Origin of the sequence: Sphingobium sp. JAI105, assembly GCF_015752145.1 — a bacterium.
Classification (GTDB): Bacteria; Pseudomonadota; Alphaproteobacteria; order Sphingomonadales; family Sphingomonadaceae; genus Sphingobium; species Sphingobium xenophagum.
The window spans coordinates 522334-538781 of sequence record NZ_JADOUC010000002.1; the positions used below are offsets into that span (position 1 = coordinate 522334).

Annotated in this window: 12 protein-coding genes; 6 read left to right on the top strand and 6 right to left on the bottom strand. The window is 58.9% G+C overall.

Annotation, left to right across the window (positions count from 1 at the left end):
* The first annotated feature begins 265 nt into the window (after positions 1–265).
* From IWY39_RS19880 to IWY39_RS19890, 3 genes are read left to right on the top strand one after another with little or no spacing between them, the layout of a single operon-like run.
* Positions 266–1324 (top strand): aromatic ring-hydroxylating dioxygenase subunit alpha, encoded by a 1059-nt coding sequence (locus IWY39_RS19880; RefSeq protein WP_196871692.1) that lies wholly within the window; start codon positions 266–268, stop codon positions 1322–1324.
* Between the two features lie 55 nt (positions 1325–1379).
* Positions 1380–2708 carry a spinster family MFS transporter gene (locus IWY39_RS19885; RefSeq protein WP_107126229.1) on the top strand — a complete coding sequence of 443 codons (1329 nt, stop codon included), beginning with the start codon at positions 1380–1382 and terminating at the stop codon, positions 2706–2708.
* Positions 2709–2747: 39 nt separating this feature from the next.
* The gene (locus IWY39_RS19890) at positions 2748–4343 is read left to right on the top strand and encodes a carboxylesterase/lipase family protein (protein ID WP_107126228.1); all 1596 of its coding nucleotides are present in this window, start codon (positions 2748–2750) and stop codon (positions 4341–4343) included.
* Positions 4344–4440: 97 nt separating this feature from the next.
* Here the strand turns inward: IWY39_RS19890 and IWY39_RS19895 are convergent, their stop codons facing one another.
* From IWY39_RS19895 to IWY39_RS19905, 3 genes are all read right to left on the bottom strand, one after another.
* The gene (locus IWY39_RS19895) at positions 4441–6681 is read right to left on the bottom strand and encodes a beta-glucosidase family protein (RefSeq protein WP_229380784.1); all 2241 of its coding nucleotides are present in this window, start codon (positions 6679–6681) and stop codon (positions 4441–4443) included.
* A 41-nt stretch (positions 6682–6722) separates the two neighbouring features.
* Positions 6723–8390, bottom strand: a complete 1668-nt coding sequence (locus IWY39_RS19900) for an alpha/beta hydrolase (RefSeq protein WP_181316852.1) — start codon at positions 8388–8390, stop codon at positions 6723–6725.
* Positions 8391–8628: 238 nt separating this feature from the next.
* Complete coding sequence (locus IWY39_RS19905; RefSeq protein ID WP_196871693.1) at positions 8629–11568, bottom strand: TonB-dependent receptor plug domain-containing protein; 2940 nt, start codon at positions 11566–11568, stop codon at positions 8629–8631.
* A gap of 157 nt (positions 11569–11725) precedes the next feature.
* Here IWY39_RS19905 and IWY39_RS19910 point away from each other — a divergent pair, with 157 nt between their 5' ends.
* The 3 genes from IWY39_RS19910 (at position 11726) to IWY39_RS19920 (ending at position 12937) form a co-directional block, all read left to right on the top strand.
* Positions 11726–11962 carry a hypothetical protein gene (locus tag IWY39_RS19910; protein WP_186441908.1) on the top strand — a complete coding sequence of 79 codons (237 nt, stop codon included), beginning with the start codon at positions 11726–11728 and terminating at the stop codon, positions 11960–11962.
* On the top strand, positions 11949–12584 hold the full coding sequence (locus tag IWY39_RS19915) for an RraA family protein (protein WP_231377802.1): 636 nt from the start codon (positions 11949–11951) through the stop codon (positions 12582–12584). The genes IWY39_RS19910 and IWY39_RS19915 overlap by 14 nt, the downstream gene beginning before the upstream one ends.
* 62 nt (positions 12585–12646) lie before the next feature.
* Positions 12647–12937 carry a YciI family protein gene (locus IWY39_RS19920; RefSeq protein WP_107126224.1) on the top strand — a complete coding sequence of 97 codons (291 nt, stop codon included), beginning with the start codon at positions 12647–12649 and terminating at the stop codon, positions 12935–12937.
* A 45-nt stretch (positions 12938–12982) separates the two neighbouring features.
* Here the strand turns inward: IWY39_RS19920 and IWY39_RS19925 are convergent, their stop codons facing one another.
* From IWY39_RS19925 to IWY39_RS19935, 3 genes are read right to left on the bottom strand one after another with little or no spacing between them, the layout of a single operon-like run.
* Entirely contained in the window at positions 12983–13978 is a 996-nt protein-coding gene (locus IWY39_RS19925) for a protocatechuate 3,4-dioxygenase (RefSeq protein WP_107126223.1), read from the bottom strand.
* Positions 13979–13980: 2 nt separating this feature from the next.
* Positions 13981–14991: an amidohydrolase family protein gene (locus IWY39_RS19930; RefSeq protein WP_107126233.1), complete on the bottom strand. Its 1011-nt coding sequence runs from the start codon at positions 14989–14991 to the stop codon at positions 13981–13983.
* Between the two features lie 43 nt (positions 14992–15034).
* Positions 15035–16429 carry a CoA transferase gene (locus tag IWY39_RS19935; RefSeq protein WP_181316851.1) on the bottom strand — a complete coding sequence of 465 codons (1395 nt, stop codon included), beginning with the start codon at positions 16427–16429 and terminating at the stop codon, positions 15035–15037.
* Positions 16430–16448: the final 19 nt, after the last annotated feature.

The following is a 16448-nucleotide window of genomic DNA, read 5'->3' on the forward strand; positions in this document are numbered from 1 at the left end:
TATATCAGGGGTCTTGATAACAAATCCTGTCGACACGTCAATGCCGAGATTCGGGCGATGCGGACATTGTCGGCGTCAAAAAGACGAACGGTTCAATGATGCGCTTGCGACGACCCTTAACAATATTTCGCATCAACCAGTTAGGTCATTGCGACAAAGGCTTATTCGGTCTGGAGCCACGAAATTGCGCATCCCCTGAAGATCGGACGTCATGGACGGTTGCATAGATCCAACCGCAGTTGTAATGAATGTCAGGGAGCTTGATATGTTTGCAAAAAACCAATGGTATGTCGTGGCCTGGGATTTCGAAGTGGAGCAAAAGCCACTCGCCCGCATGATCTGTGGTGAACCCGTGGTCGTGTTTCGCGATACCGAAGGCCGCGTTGCCGCGCTTGAGGACGTGTGCCCACACCGATTAGTGCCGCTTTCGCTGGGCACCCTAGAAGGCGACGCGATCCGTTGCCGCTATCATGGTCTTCTTGTGGACGGCGGTGGGCGGTGCCGTGAAATGCCAGGAGGCGATCCGATCAACGCAAACGTCAAAGCGCGCGCTTACCCCGTGGTGGAACGATACCGTTTTGTATGGGTCTGGATGGGCGACCCCGCGCTGAGCGATGAAGCCTCCTTGCCGAACCTGTGGATGAACGAGCACCCCGATTGGCGCGCGGACGGCGGTGTCCTGCATGTCAAATGCGACTATCGTCTGGTGATCGATAATCTGATGGATCTTTCGCATGAGACCTACGTGCACGCCAGCTCCATCGGTCAAAAGGAGATCCACGATTTCCCCATCGAGACGACGGTAGTGGACGGTGAGGTTATCACCCAACGCTGGATGCCCGCAATCGAGCCCGCTCCGATGTACCGGGCGGCTTTGGGCAACACGCTTGAGGGAACTTCGGGGCTCGTCGACCGATGGCAGATATGTCGCTTCATACCGCCCAGCGGCATCGTGATCGATGTTGGTGTCACCCCTGTCGCGCTTGGCGCTACGTTGGAAAAACACGATCAGGGAGGCATTCGGGGCTTCGTGCTCGACTTCATTACGCCCGAGACCGAGAACACTTGCCATTACTTCTGGGGGGCTGCCCGGATCGGGGACCTTTCCAACGAAGAGCAAATTCGCTCCGCGACGGCTCAGCAACGCGCAGTCTTCATGGAAGACGTGGAGATTCTGGAAGCCCAGCAGCGGAACATCGAGCTGTTAGCCGATAGAAAGCTGCGCGCTTTCAGCGTCGATTCTGGCGGGGTCAGGTCGCGTATCTTACTGAAGAAGATTATCGACCGCGAAAACCTTACGAACAGCGCCTCCGATTTGTCTTGATATACGATTTATCTGGCATTGACCACGCGAACTGCGAAGTAATAGGATATTTCAGATGACTATCGAGAAGGCAGAAGATGCATCCGTTTATCCGCCTTCCTCGGTGGGGTGGCGCGCTGTTACGATATTTACTATCCTTTACATTCTTTCCTATGCCGACCGAAAAATACTGTCGTTAATGATCATTCCAATTCAGAATGATCTGAAAATATCCGACTTCCAGTTTGGGTTGTTGCAGGGTTTTGCCTTTTCGCTGCTTTACGCCCTTGCCGGCATTCCGATCGGGCGACTTATAGATCGCTATCCGCGTCGGTTGATCATGTATATCGGCGTCACTTTCTGGTCTCTTGCAACCGCACTGTCCGGTTTTGCCCAGAACTTCGCGGCGCTTTTTGTCGCGAGAATGAGCATTGGTGTTGGTGAAGCAACGCTCAGCCCCGCATCCTATTCGATGATAAGTGATTTGTTCCCCAAGGGAAAATTGTCGACGGCCCTGTCTGTTTACGGGCTGGGCGTCTCCATCGGCAGCAGTTTTGCTTTCCTCATGGGCGGATCAATCATCACGCTCGTTGCGGCGGCCGACGCAATCAACCTGGGGTGGTTCGGCTCTTTTCACGCATGGCAAATTGCCTTTGTCATCGTCGGTCTGCCAGGGCTGCTGTTGTCACTTCTGGTTTTCACCATCCCCGAACCCCGCCGGATGGGGCTATCACAAAAGGACAAGGCGGGTCCGGAACGTGGAGCAGTGCTGAAATTCATGGTCGAGCGCCGCAGTTTCCTGATTTGCCACTTCGGAGGCTTTTCAGCGATCGGTCTGATGGCATTTTCCGTTAGCAGCTGGGCACCGGCTTTCTATGGTCGGCAATTCGGATGGACTCCTTTTCAGATCGGCATTGCACTGGCGACCTACACGGGCGTTTTCGGTACGTTGGGCGCGCTTGTCGGCGGCCGGCTCGTAGATATGTTCGTGCGTCGCGGTGTAGAGAACGCGCATCTGCATGTCGTCGCCTGGTCGATTGCCTGCGCCACGCCATTTGGGATCGCGGCGTTTCTGTCGCACTCACCGATGTATTCGGTGGCGTTCTTGTGCATCATGAACTTTTTCCTGATGTTCTTTACCGGGCCAGGCGTCGGTGCGCTTCAGCTCATCACGCCGAATGAATTTCGCGGCCAGGTCTCGGCAATCTATCTATTCGTTGTTTCGCTGGTTGGGTTGTCGGTCGGTCCGGTAGCGGTCGGGGCTATCACGGATTTTATTTTCTATGACCGCGCCAAAGTCGGGTGGTCAGTCGCCACGCTTATTGGCATCGGAGGGGTTTTGGCATTCACGCTGCTCAATCTGGGCCGAGCACCTATGCTGCGCGCTCTTAAAGCAGCCCGCTAGAGGTCCTGACGATCCAGGCGATGGCAATGGAGACATAAAATGATCGGAAGAATGGCCATCGCGGCAGCCACTGGAGCAGTCTTTGTCACGCCAGTCTTCGCGAAACCGGCCACTGAAGTGCGGATTGAGAGCGGTACGGTCGCCGGCGCGGTGGAGGACGGCATCCTTTCGTTCAAAGGCATTCCTTACGCCGCCCCACCATTGGGCCCCCTGCGCTGGCGTGCGCCTCAGCCCGCGCCGAAATGGTCGGGTATTCGGGCCTCGACCACCTTCGGTCACGACTGCATGCAAAAGCCTTTCCCGAGTGACGCAGCGCCTTTGGGAACTGGCCCAGCCGAGGATTGTCTGGTGCTCAATGTCTGGCACCCTGCCAACACCAAGGCCAGGAATCTGCCTGTCATGGTCTGGATCTACGGCGGCGGTTTCGTCAACGGCGGTTCCTCGTCGGCCATTTACGACGGCAGCCAGTTTGCGCGCAAGGATGTGATCCTCGTCAGCTTCAATTACAGGCTGGGCCGCTTCGGCTTCTTCGCGCATCCGGCGTTGACCAAAGCCAAACCGGCCGGCGAGCCGCTTGGCAACTATGCGTACATGGACCAGATCGCCGCGCTGAAGTGGGTGCAACGAAACATCGCTGCTTTCGGCGGCAATCCGCGCAATGTCACCGTCTTCGGCGAGTCAGCTGGTGGCGCTTCGGTACTCAGTTTGCTGACGTCCCCCGCCGCCCGGGGGCTGTTTCAGAAGGCCATTGTCCAATCCGGCTATGGTCCAAGTCCGCAAAACCCGATGCGCAAGATTGCGGAAGGTGAACCGGGGGTGCCGACAGGCCATAGCATCGGCTTCGCCTTTGCGAAGGCGAACGGCATCGAAGGGGATGGGCCAGACGCGCTGGCGGCGTTGCGCGCCTTGCCTGCGGAGAAGCTGGTCGATGGCCTGAACATGGCGAGCCTGGGCTCCGCCGCTGCCGCAACCTATGTCGGCGGTCCACTGCAGGACGGCGCGATCGTCGTCGAGTCACCCTATGCGGCTTACCTGGCAGGCCGTGTCGCCAAGGTGCCAGTCATGACCGGCGCTACCAGCGCTGACATCGGCTTTGTCACCGCCCGTACGATGGATGACGTATTCGCGCCCTTTGGCCCGCGTGCGACCGAAGCCCGGAAAGTGTATGATCCGGATGGCGCAGGGAATTTCCGAACCGTCGCATCCAGGGCTGCCATGGATGCGACGATGATCGAACCGGCCCGCTTCACGGCAAAGACTTTCGCCGGTCGCAGCATGCCAGCCTATGAGTTTCGCTTCTCCTACGTCGCAGAGTCCAAGCGCGAAGCATGGCCGCTTGGCGCACCCCATGCGAGCGAACTGCCGTATGTTTTCGACACTTTGAAAGCCAAATATGGCGAGGCACTCACGGAGCGAGACGCCGCGACTGCACGGGCGACAAACACGTACTGGGCCAATTTTGCGAAAAATGGTGATCCGAACAGGCCCGACTTACCCAAATGGCCGCGCTACGACGTCGCGCGCGATCTGATCCTCAATTTCAGTCCAAGCGGCCCGCAGGCCATTGCAGACCCGCTAAAGGCGCGGCTGGATCTGACCGAAACCGCTGCCGAGCCTTTCCGGCGATCACAGTAACATTCCGTACAACATCGGCAAGGTACTGAACCCCACCGTTGAGCGCCTATCTGCTATCGCGCCGACGACCTGCGTTTCTCACACCACATTATTGCATTCAGTTAACGGGCGATGTTGTGGGCTTGAACTCGGCAGCTTGTATCATTGTATGCCCTTGGGCAGCGACCGTTGAAGCGTCCGAACCGACAACGACTTCATAGGTCCCGGCATCGATGCGCCAGACGCGACCGTTTTCGTCCCAGTTGGCCAACAGCCTTGGCTCGGCCGAAATAGCGACAGTCTTGCTTTCCCCCGGCTGCAAGGCGACCTGCACCCAGCCAAGCAAACGCTGCTCGTTCCGCGTCGGCCCCTTGCGCAGATAGAGTTGCGCGGTTTCCAGACCGGCTCGCGAGCCGGTATTGGTAATTGTGATTGTCGCGGTCAGCCCTGCTTCGCCGGTCAGTTTCATGGTGCCATAGCGAAACCGAGCATAGGACAGCCCATAGCCAAACGGGAAAAGCGGCTTTGTTCGTTTTGCGGCGAACCAGCGGTAACCGATGGACGAGCCTTCGATATAGTCCACCGTGCAGACCTTTTCTGACCCTGCCTTGAGCTCTTCCTGTCCCGGAGTGATCAAGCAAGCTGGCGATGATCTGACCAACTGATCGGCGCTCCGCGCGAAAGTGACCGGAAGGCGACCGGAAGGATTGACCTCTCCAAACAGTATCCTTGCGATCGCTACGCCCCCGCGGCTGCCGGCATACCAGGCTTCCACGACGCCTTTCACCGAATCGATCCAAGGCATGAGCACCGGGCCTCCCGTTTCCAGCACTACGATGGTCTGCGGATTGGCCGCACCCACGGCGCGAATGAGATTTTCTTGATGTTCGGACAGACGAAGCGATGCATCGACGGCCTCTGTCGTCCATTGCTCTACGAACAATATGGCGACATCAGCCGCTTTAGCGCGGGCCACTGCGGCCGCAATGTCATCGCCTTTGTCAAAAGTGACGTCGGCTTTTGGTGCGCGGACGCGGATGGCCTGCAACGGCGGGGAAGGGTGATAGACCACACCTTCAATCCAGCTGGGCACGCCCGCCGGCGACGGAAGCACTAACGAGCCTTTTGGAACGACCTGAGACGAGCCACCGCCTGACAAAACCCCAATATCGGCGTGCCCACCGATGACGGCGATGCGCTTTGCGGTCGCGGCCAGTGGCAAAACATTGCCCTCGTTCTTCAGAAGAACGATACCGGATTCGGCCACCTGCTGCGCGACTGCAGCCTCAGCCTGCGGGTCCCAAGGGCCGGGCGCGTGTTGAGGGTCCATCAGCCCGTTGGCGAACATGCTCCTAAGGATGCGGCGAACCATGTCGTCGACGCGGCTTTCGCTCACCCGTCCGTCAGCCAGCGCCTGACGCAGGGGTCGATCGAAAAAGATTTCCGTGTCATGCTCTGCGCCTGACTGCTGATCAAGGCCGGCAGTGGCGGTGTCCACGCTATGCACCGCGCCCCAGTCGGACATGACCCAGCCCTTAAAGCCCCAATCCTTCTTCAGCACGTCCGTCAGCAAATGCTGATTTTCACACGCGTAGCTGCCATTAAGCTTGTTGTAGGCGCACATTAACGCGCCCGGATCACCCTTTTCTATGGCAAGCTCAAAGGCGAGCAGATCCGATTCATGAAGGGCGGTATTCGAAATTCGGGCATCAAGAATTTTACGGCCCGTTTCCTGCGCGTTGAGCACGAGATGTTTGACGGTGGAGACGATATGTTGCGACTGGACACCGCGGATTGAAGACCCTCCCATAGCGCCCGTTAGCAGCGGGTCTTCGCCCAGATACTCGAAATTGCGACCGTTGAACGGATCGCGCGCCAGATTTACGCCGCCGGCCAGCAGGACGTTGAAGCCCTTATGCCGCGCCTCCTTTGCAATCATGGCCCCACCGGCGAAAGCAGTATCCGGGTTCCAGGTTGCGGCCAGCGCCATGCCCGAGGGTAAGGCAATCGCGTCGTCACCTGTACGCCGCGCATTGGAAACGCCGAGAGACGCATCGGTTTCCTTGAGCATTAGAATGCCAAGGCGCGGTATTCCGGCGACATAGCCTGCTGAGGAGATCACCCCGGTCGGCACCTTGTCCACCTTGCTCGGACTATGGCCGTGCACCAACGCGATCTTCTCATCAGGCGTCATCTGCGAAAGCACAAGCTCGGCACGCTTATCCGGCGACAGGGCAGGATCTGACCAAGGGAAGACCGCATTCTGGCCTAAGGACGGCTCGGCACAGCCGATCATCAGCGCAAAGGTCAGGACGCGCAGTTTTCGATTTGCCAAGAGACGTTCCTTGCTACCAAACATAATGAGCGAACCCCCTGCTCTATACGGTTATAATTCTGTTTTTATTGGGTTTTTGCCTTAGTTCCGCTGAATACTCTTCCGTAGAACGCCATTGTGTCGAAGGGTTCGTACTGAAGTATTTGATCGAAATTGTGCGGGGCACCGGGCACGGTAATGAACGCATGCGGCAAGCCGAGGCCGTTCAGGAATTCATGGGTTTTGGTCGCCGCTGAAAACAGACTGTCCCGGTCTCCGACGATAATTCGGAGCTTCTTATGCTTCAGCGCAGCAAAATTGGTCATGGCAAAGTGCGCGATGGACTGGGCGTCCCAATAGGTCTGCGAGATACCCTTTGCAGGCTTATCGAAGATAGCGGGAGCGTTACCGGTCACGGCGGCGAACATGTCAGCATATTTGAAGCCCAGCCGAAGAGCGCCATACCCACCCATCGAATGCCCCTCGATGGCGCGACCTTTTGCGGACGCGATCGTGCGGTAATGGCCGTCCACATAGGGGATCAAATTTTCGATCAGGACAGTTTCAACTGGCCGCCCCCCGTCCTCCCGGTCCAGATACCATCCGGTGTTAGGGCTCTCTGCCAAAACGATAATCGCAGGCGGCATGACGCCGCTGCGGATCGCTGCGTCCGCGCGGGAGATATATTCGCTGGTAATCGCGCGCTTTGAATCGACGTTCATGCCGTGCAGGAAGTAAATCACCGGATAGCGGCGCCTGGGTTCCGCGCTGTAACCCGGCGGCAGGTAAATACGGTAGCTGCCGAAGCTCCCTTCCCCACGCGCGGGGGTCGGATACAGCTGATATTCTGTTCCGCCAAGAGACAGGGCCACCGGATCGACGAAGTTGTCGCGCGGGGTCGTCACAAAGGCGGAGAGGCTTGCCGGAGCAGGCTGCTGCAGCAGATACTGATCGAAAAAGCGGGAGATCGACTGAACAACTATCGGCGAGAGCAGGTCGGCCAGATCATGAGAAGCCGCCATCGGCAACGTCAGCGTTGAATCGACATTCGCGACTTTGAGCGCCGAAATCAGCATCTGGCTCTGACGGGTCGAAACGTCACGATCCGCCGTGCCATGCACGATGAGAAAAGGCGCATCGTCGGCAGTGACATAGCGGATCGCATCCAGTCCTCCGCTCGCCACCGGTCCGGCGAGGTCGACCACGGCTTGCACACGGCTTGAAACAGCCGAGTCAAATTCGCGGTTCAGGGAAGCCCGATCGCCAGTGGTTCCGGCAAGGGCGGCGAGTTGCCCGCCCACACCAAAGCCCATTACAGCAATTTGGGCTGGATCGAGATCATAGTCGGCGGCGTTGGCGCGCAGCCAGCGAACCGCCGCCTTCACGTCGTCCAGTTGCATTGCAAGCGTGACGCCGGGGCCGCTGCGATAATCGATGCTCGCCACCGCGATGCCGCCGGGCCGCATCATGCCCACCGCAGGCGAGGCGATCTTGCCACCGGGTGCCCCTTCCCCGTGGATCCAGATGACGACAGGTGGCTTCGCAGGGGCAGGCTCGATCCGGTAGAGGTCAAGGCCGAGAGCCTTGTCGCCGTCGCGCGAATAGACGAGGTCCAGGCTTATCTTCAACTCTGGGCCGGGTTGTTGACGTGGCCCCTCGGTGGGCGTTGCGCTGGCAGGCAGCGTCGGGGTCTGAGCTTGGCTCGCCTGACAAAAGGTCGTTGAGAAAGCGAACGCCACGGCAGTGACGCCCAAAGCAGTCGACCTTCTCATAGATGCAAACGCCATGTTCCCAATCCCACATCGTTTGGAGGCGACGGCCAAGCGCGGATCGTTCGCCGTTGATCCAAACAAATCCGCCGTCCCTTCTTAGCAAGGCGACGGCGGATTTCCGAAAGGATCCGGGCGGCACGCAACGTTCCTGTCATATGCAACCCTTCGGCAGGCAAACTTGGTGACCATTTTCTACGATCACCAAAACTTGCCCGTCGGATTACCCCTTCACGCGAATGCCGAAGCGAAATGCCCGACCGATCCCGTCATAATAGGGCCCGGTAAGAGCCGAAGAAGGCTGGAGTGGGAACGGCGGATTTGAGTCAAACAGATTGTTGATATTGCCGAAAATCTGAACTTTCCGCCCCCCGGAATTCACGATGTCATAGGACACTGCGAGGCTCCAGATCGTTTTGGCCGGTACGGTATAGATGTTGGCACTCGTACGGGTTCCCGGAATGGCGAGATTATCGATATTGCCACCATCGATATACCGGCCCTGAAGAGAGGTCGAAAAGTTCTTCAGGTTGTACGTGAGTGTGGCACTGCCCAACCAATGGGGCACGTTGGCGCCGCCAAAGGCGCTGCCAAGCTGGCCTGCCCGGTCGATGGTAGTGACGGGATCGGTCGTCGAAAGTTCATTCGTGTAGGTGGCCAGTGCCCGCAGGACGAAGTCGCCGCCCCAGGGCAGAAACGCGGCGGGCCGGGCATAGACCATTTCGAAGTCCAGTCCGTTCGTCTGAAAACTATTCAGGTTAAGGAATGGGCTGCGGACTTGGCGAAGACTCCTGTCCGGGTTGCGGTCGATCTGATTGCAATATTCCGTCAAACCTTCCGCACACCGGTTGATGATCGTCTGACCATCGACCCGCGCGATCACGTCGTCGATGCTGATGTTGAAATAGTCCACCGAGAACCGGAAGCCGGGCAGCCATTCAGGCCTCAGCACCATCCCCACCGTAAAGGTCGTCGCGCGTTCCGGATCGAGATTGGGATTGCCACCGGCGATAGACGAGATCGGCCCCGTCGGGATATTCAGGACCCGATCGACCGGCTGGAAGGGCGACGCGGCCTGGAGCGTGAACAGTTCGTTGATGTTGCCAGCCCGAATATCCCGCGAAACCGCACCGCGCAGCTTGAACTGGTCGTTCACGTCCCAGGTGAGACCTGCCTTCCAAGTCGCCACCGAGCCTGATGTCGAATAGTCTGTGTATCGACCGGCAAGCTGAAGATCCATTGCACGCCCGAAGCGCGAATCCTTCAGGATCGGCAAGACGAGTTCGCCAAAGGCTTCCTTGACGGAGAAACCACCCTTCAAAGGCTGCTGATTGGCGAATTCAAAGCCAAAGGCCTGACTGACCGCATCAACCACTTGGTTAGCGCGTTCCTTGCGATACTCCGCGCCCAGGGCCGCAGAAATCGGACCGGCGGGCAGGTTGAACAAATCGCCCGTGACGCTCGCCGAAGCCACCTGCTGAATATATTTGCTGTCGAGTTTGCCAACACCTGTGGTGTAGGCGAGCGCCGCAGCCGAAGGTGCGCCAACGCCGAACATATTGAATGGCACACACCCATCGGCAGGATTCGTCAGGGTCGATCGGCAGATCGGACCGTTCGGGCCAGCGACGACATCGATCGCTTGCCGGTACTTCGCCATGATCCGGTTATTGCCGGACCGCGTCTCATCGACTGTATTACGACCGTATTGATAATAGGCGTCCCATTTCCAGTTGCCGATGCCAAGCTCACCATCCAATCCTACTGTTATGCGTTGATTGTGGTTAGCGGAACGGACGCGTTCAATGTTTTCGATGTTGCCGTCGAGGTCATAACCATCGCGGCCCATGATCACGGCGTTCAGGCCGAAACTCAGCATGGTGGCCCGAACGGACGCCGGCAGGAACGGATTGTCGACCCGGGCGACCAGCGACGTATCTCGGGGCGGCACAGCCACATATTCGGCTGTGGAGTGGGCATCGGAAGCCTCGATATTGAAGTTCAACCCGTCGGTGACCTCAAAGTCCAGGCGAGCCAGCACGTTCCAGCGCTCGACTGGCGCCCGGTACGGCTGGTACGCTACGGGGTTATTTCCGGGCTGGCCGCCGCCGATCATGAAGCCGCCGAAAACCTGGCCATATTGCAGACGCCCGGTGCTCCCGTCGGCGTTGAAGGTGGTTCCCCGCAGACCAGAGTTGTTGAAGGCCAAAGTGGTAGCCGCGTCCGCGGCCGCGTTCGCGGCTCCACCAAGCAAAACAGGACGATTAATCAGGCCGCCTGGTGCCTGGTCGGCATATTGGAGATCTTCGGTATAGATCGTGCAGGGCAGACCATTTGTCGCACAAGCGCCATTGGCAACGGCGCCGCGGTTCTTGATCCAGTCCTGGCGCTTCAGAACGCCTTCGTAACCAATGCCTTTATCCCTGCTATATTCGCCGCCGATAGTGATGTGGCCGCGACCGCCCATAAATCCCGTGCCGGCAGCGCCGCTGAACGTGTAATTCTCGCTATCGCCCCTTTCGGAGATGCCATACTGGGCCGATGCTTCGACGCCCTGAACCTTCTTTTTCAGGATGATGTTGGCGACGCCGGCTACCGCGTCAGAACCCCAGGAAGCAGAGGCGCCCCCGGTGACGATTTCGATGTTCTCGACGAGACTTGAGGGAATGACATTGACATCCACCTGACCCGCCAGTGACGAGGGCGTTACACGGCGACCGTTGACCAGAACCAGAGTGCGCTGGTTCCCTATCCCGCGCAGGTCCAGGTAGGTCTGGCCGCTCAGGGAAAGGCTAAGCGACTGGTTATTGGGCGAGCTGCCTCCGCGAAACGACGGCAGTTCGTTGAGAACTTCAGACACGTTGTTAGGCGCGCGACGCTGCAACTCAGTGGCATTCAACACCGTCGTGGGCGTAGGTGCGGTGAAGCCCGTGCGATTGACGCGCGAGGCCGTCACGATAATATCTTGAGCAGGCGCACCTTCAGCGGGGGTATCCTGAACGGGAGCACCTTGAGCAGAGGCGTCTGGGCCGGGCGCGTCCTGCGCCATTGCTGGTGCGCCCATCGACAGCATGCTCAGCGCGGTGGCGCCCATCAGGCCGCGACGGACGAACTTCTGACGCGCGTTTTGCTCGCGAATTTTCGGACCTGAATTCAAGCGCATGACTTCCTCCCCAACTTGTATTGACACCGACGTATCATATATCAAGGACCCTGATACAACGTGACCCTGAAAGCGTCAATCCGCAAATGTCTCAATACGTAAATCGTCCCAGCTTGTATGAAACTTTGGAGACCATAGATGCCGAAAAGCGTAGAAAATGCTGGAAATATTTCTGGTAAAACGGCTTAGGGCAACAGCCGTCGGAAGCGCCCTGAATTACGAGAGTGCGTTGACACGCAACTTGCCGCTATTTATCAAGGAGCCTGATGTTAAAGTGCATCGTGTTCGTGACGGCTCGCCTACAGCCAGCGTCCACGGCACGAAGACCGTCAGCGCCATGGGATTTTTCAATGACAGCCGTAAACACACTACTCGCTCGCTTGGGCGCCATTGACACCTGTGCCTTGTCCGATGCGCTCGACAAATTGGGACTTGCCGGACAAGTCACTAGTCTGCGTCGCGAATCCGGCCAAGGGCGGGTGGCCGGGGTTGCTGTGACGGTGAAGCTGGGAACAGGTGCACCGCCAGCGGGCAAGGCTACGCATCTTGGCACTAAAGCCATTGAGGCAGCAGACGACAGCACGATCATCGTCGTCGAACAGCGTACCGGTGTCGAGGCGGGATGCTGGGGCGGGATGCTGACCCGCGGTGCGATCCATGCCAATGTGCGCGCGGTCGTCGCCGACGGGCCCGTGCGCGACATCGATGAAGCCCGTGAACTCGACTTTCCCATATTTACCAATCGACTGACTTGCCTGACTGCGCGCGGGCGCGTGGTCGAGAAAGCGACCAATGTCCCGGTGCAGATTGGCGACATCACGGTCTCGCCGGGCGACTATGTAATTGCCGACGGTAGCGCCGTCATCGTGATCGCGCCGGACCAAGTGGACGCGGTGCTCGAAGCCGCAGAGGCTATCGTGGCGCGTGAGGCACTGATGATCTTGGAAATCGACAAGGATGTGCGGATGAGCGAGGTGCTTGGCGGAAACTACGAGCACATGCTGGAGCGCGATTGACGGGGCAGGCACCGTGCAGACGCGGTACAATTTAACGAATACGCAAGTGCAGGAGAGACCGCATGGCGCATTTTCTAGTCGAATATAGCGACATTGGTAGCGCCGAAGCGCGTGAGAAACATCGCGGCGAGCATATCGCTTATCGCAAAGGCTTGGGCGATACGATGCGGCTGGCGGGGCCGATCCTCGATGACGCCGGCATCGCTGTTGGAAGCCTTGTGATCCTGGAAGCTGACGACCGCGCCGCAGCTGGGCGGCTGGCGGCCAGTGATCCATATGTTTCTGCGGGCGTTTTGCAGGTGTCATCGGTGCGCGGCTACCGGATCGCGGCGATGAAGCCCCCTCAATCCTGAGTTGATTTCACCCCACTACGTACGCGAAAGCGATGTGGCAGCCGATCACGCCTGCCAATACACAAAGCCCATGGCGTTACCTGTGCCCGCTTCGCTGCGATAGCACGGCACATAGTCGACGACATGCGGCGTCAGTCCCAATTCCGCCATCGCGCCCGCGACGGGCACCCAGTTTTTAATTTCCGATGTACCGTCCTGGAATACCCCCTCACCCAGTTCAGTGACACGTGCCATGTCGCCAGAACGCAGGGAATCAAGGAACATCGCATCCAACGCCTCGTCGATGACGAAATGCGTCAAGCCGCCCGATGCTATGATCGCGACCCGCAGGTCGCTGGGCCATGCCTGGATAGCGCGCAAGATCGATTTGCCGAACGCATGACAGCGCCCCACAGTCGGCTGGTTGGGCGGATAGAATGTGTTGATGAGCACCGGCACGGTGGGGATCGGCCTGTCACGCATGATCCGGCGGAATACGAACCCGAAGGCATGGGGCGTCTCCGGCTTGGGCAACATCTTCATTGCCGCAACGTCGAATTCGTCTTCCATGGCGCCCTCGATGATCTTCAGCGCCAGTTCCGGGTGGCCCGCCGATGTCTCGCCGCCGGGGGGGATATATCCTGGAATGGATTCGGCGATGCCTACCGGCAGCTTGGCCATCCGTTCCGCCGAAAATTCGAAGTTGGTGATCGCGTCACCGTAGAAGACGCTGAAGGCGGGGATCAACCGCTCGTCGAATATCTCCATCTGGTCGTTGCCGATAATCACCGCAACGTCGGGCTTTGCCGCCGCGAACACATCGGCCAGCTGCTCGATCGCGGCCTGGCAGCGTTGCTGACGCTCGTCCCATGCCGCCTCGGTAATCTGCTCCGCCAGCCCCTCACCGCTACGCGCGGCCACGAGGTCATCGAAGCTCCAACGTCCACCACGCCAGGCATGCATGGCCGCCCGATCCGCAGGCAGCCGCGCGCCCCACAGTTCGGTTTCGGTGACGAGCATCGGCCCATGGCTGGTGCCGATACCGAGTACGATCTCTGCCATAGTTAAATCTCCGCCTTGTCGAGCTTGAACAGGCTGCGTGAATTGCCTTCAAAGATCGCGGTCTTGTCGGCATCCGACAGCCACTCGAACCCTTTGATGAAGGGCGCGATATCGTCGAACGTGGTCCCCGTGTCGGGATTGATCGACGAACCCACGCCCGGACATTCAGCGCCGAACAGGCAGCGATCAGGGCCGACCGTTTTGATCAGCAGCCGCAGCGCTTCCTCCGAATAGAGCACCGTGTCGTAATAGAGGTTGCGCATGGAATCGAGGAATTCGAATCCCCGCCGGGCCGCCGACGAACGGAACCGACCGATATGATAGGGAATTGCGCCGCCGCCGTGGCTGATGACGATCTTGAGGTTCGGGAAATCCTTGAACACGTCGGATTCGAGCAGCCCATAGACCGCCATCGTCTCCTCAAGCAGGAAATTGAGCGTGTAGGGCGCGCGCGTTGACCGCGAACTGCCCGCATGAATGTGCGCCGGTACGTCTAGTTCGCACAATTTCTCATAGAGCGGGTACCAGTAGCGATCGCCCAGCGGCGGCGGCTCGATCCCGCTGTTCTCGTAGGGATCGGGGTTGAGCAGGCAACCCTTGAAGCCCAACCGGGTGATCGCGCGTTCGAGTTCTGGCAGCACCACTTCGACCGGATCGCCTGCAACCTGCGGTAGCCCGGCTATGCCGACGAACTTGTTCGGCAGAAGCTGCACCTGACGGGCGATGATATTGTTCGTCTCTTCGGTGAACCAGTGAACGAGCTTGCCGGGTTTTTCGGAATGCATCTGCTGGAATGGTCGTGGCGAGAGCAGTTGGAGATCGGTGCCGACACGGTCGAGCATGTCGAGATGGCCGCATGGGGCCATCTCGCGCTTGTTGGTGTAGGCGAGAATCTCTTCATCGGTCAGTTCGGGAAACTTCCGTCCGTGTTCGCCGCGATGCGACAGTAACAGCGTTTTGTAGACCCATAGCTCGGCGGGCGCACTGACATGGCCATGACAATCAATAATCACCAGCTTCTCCTCCGCTGAACGGACATATTGCGTTTTCAATCATTTACTGTGGCCAACCCGGCTTGGGCATCGCGCCCGCAAAAGGCAGTTGGCTCTGGGTGGTGGAAAAGGAAATCGCCGGCGCGACGAGATCGATTTGCCCCAGCGGAGTCGACAATTGCCGCATGCGCGGCTCGCCAATATCTGAAGACGTGGTCGGGTCGACCGCATCCAGACCCAAGCCGAGCAGCCACATGGCAATCCGAGCCAGCGACAGCTCAGCCCGGTAGCTGCCACCTTCGTTCGCGCGGCGCTGCATCAGCGACGCGACAACTGCAGTGCCCAGGAAACCGACCAGCGCATCGGTGACGACCCCCGGCGGCGACACCTTCGGGCGATCATAACGGGCCTCGATCGCCGTGGCTCCAGTTGATGCCAAAGCGAGGCCGTCGAACCCGCCCCGTTTGGACCACGGTCCAACAGGCCCGTAACAACTCACGGCGATCTGGATGATGCCCGGTTTGAGTGCCGCGATGTGTTCAGGGCCAAAGCCGTATCGTTCAAACACGCCGGGTCGCCACGAGTGTACGAAGACATCGGCGTCTTTCAGCAGTTGCGTCAGCCTGTCCCGGTGGGCGGGATCCGAAAGTTCAAGCGTAGCCGTACTCTTGCCAAGCCGAAACTCCGTGCTGACCGCCTTGGGATCGTCGAGATCGGGATTTGCAGAGCGGAGATGCAGAACATCGGCGCCATATTCGGCAAGGCCGCGCGTGATCATGGGCCCGGCGAGAACGTGGGTCATATCGACCACCTTGATCCCGGCGAACGGCCTGCTGGCTTTCTCCAGCGCGATCGGCGGCGCATCCCCTACCCGGTCGATATGGATCAGGGGACTGGAGCCAAGCGCGATTCCCTGTTCGGTGCCCAGCCATTCCTCATTCTCGCGCACGACAGCGACCGGTATACCTTGCGCGGTCATCGCCGTTTCAAGCGGGTCGGCATTCCATTTGGCAATTTCCGCCGCCACCGCTTCCCGATTTCCGGCGCAATTGAGGAAGCGCAGCGTATCGTCGCGCAGTTTGGGGACGAGATTGCACATGTAAACTACACGCCCATCCGCGCACTTGAAATGGCCCATACATGGGGCGGCATCCGCGAGGCCCGTCCAGTCACCAGTGGGGCTACCATCAAGCAGCGTGTGGAAGAATGGCCGGAAGTTAAAGACAATCTGCCGCGCATCTATGGTCATATCTTCGGCCGGGCCGGAGCGCGCCTGAGCCAGCGACGCGACAGCAATCGCTTGCGCCGCAAGGGCAATTGCGCCGGCATCCATTACCCTGAGGGGGCTATTCAAATTCGGCGGCGTTCCGTTTATCGTTACGCTCGCCGGGAGATCGAAGTCCGAAAGACCAATTTCGCTGATAACATACCGAACATCGGCTTCCGTGATATCGGTCAAGCCTGGATCAAACCGCATC

Bases quoted from the DNA above. Each gene is read 5' to 3' on its own strand.
- IWY39_RS19880 (WP_196871692.1), top strand. From the start codon at position 266: ATGTTTGCAAAAAACCAATGGTATGTCGTGGCCTGGGATTTCGAAGTG.
- IWY39_RS19885 (WP_107126229.1), top strand. From the start codon at position 1,380: ATGACTATCGAGAAGGCAGAAGATGCATCCGTTTATCCGCCTTCCTCG.
- IWY39_RS19890 (WP_107126228.1), top strand. From the start codon at position 2,748: ATGATCGGAAGAATGGCCATCGCGGCAGCCACTGGAGCAGTCTTTGTC.
- IWY39_RS19895 (WP_229380784.1), bottom strand. From the start codon at position 6,681: ATGTTTGGTAGCAAGGAACGTCTCTTGGCAAATCGAAAACTGCGCGTC.
- IWY39_RS19905 (WP_196871693.1), bottom strand. From the start codon at position 11,568: ATGCGCTTGAATTCAGGTCCGAAAATTCGCGAGCAAAACGCGCGTCAG.
- IWY39_RS19910 (WP_186441908.1), top strand. From the start codon at position 11,726: ATGCTGGAAATATTTCTGGTAAAACGGCTTAGGGCAACAGCCGTCGGA.
- IWY39_RS19920 (WP_107126224.1), top strand. From the start codon at position 12,647: ATGGCGCATTTTCTAGTCGAATATAGCGACATTGGTAGCGCCGAAGCG.
- IWY39_RS19925 (WP_107126223.1), bottom strand. From the start codon at position 13,978: ATGGCAGAGATCGTACTCGGTATCGGCACCAGCCATGGGCCGATGCTC.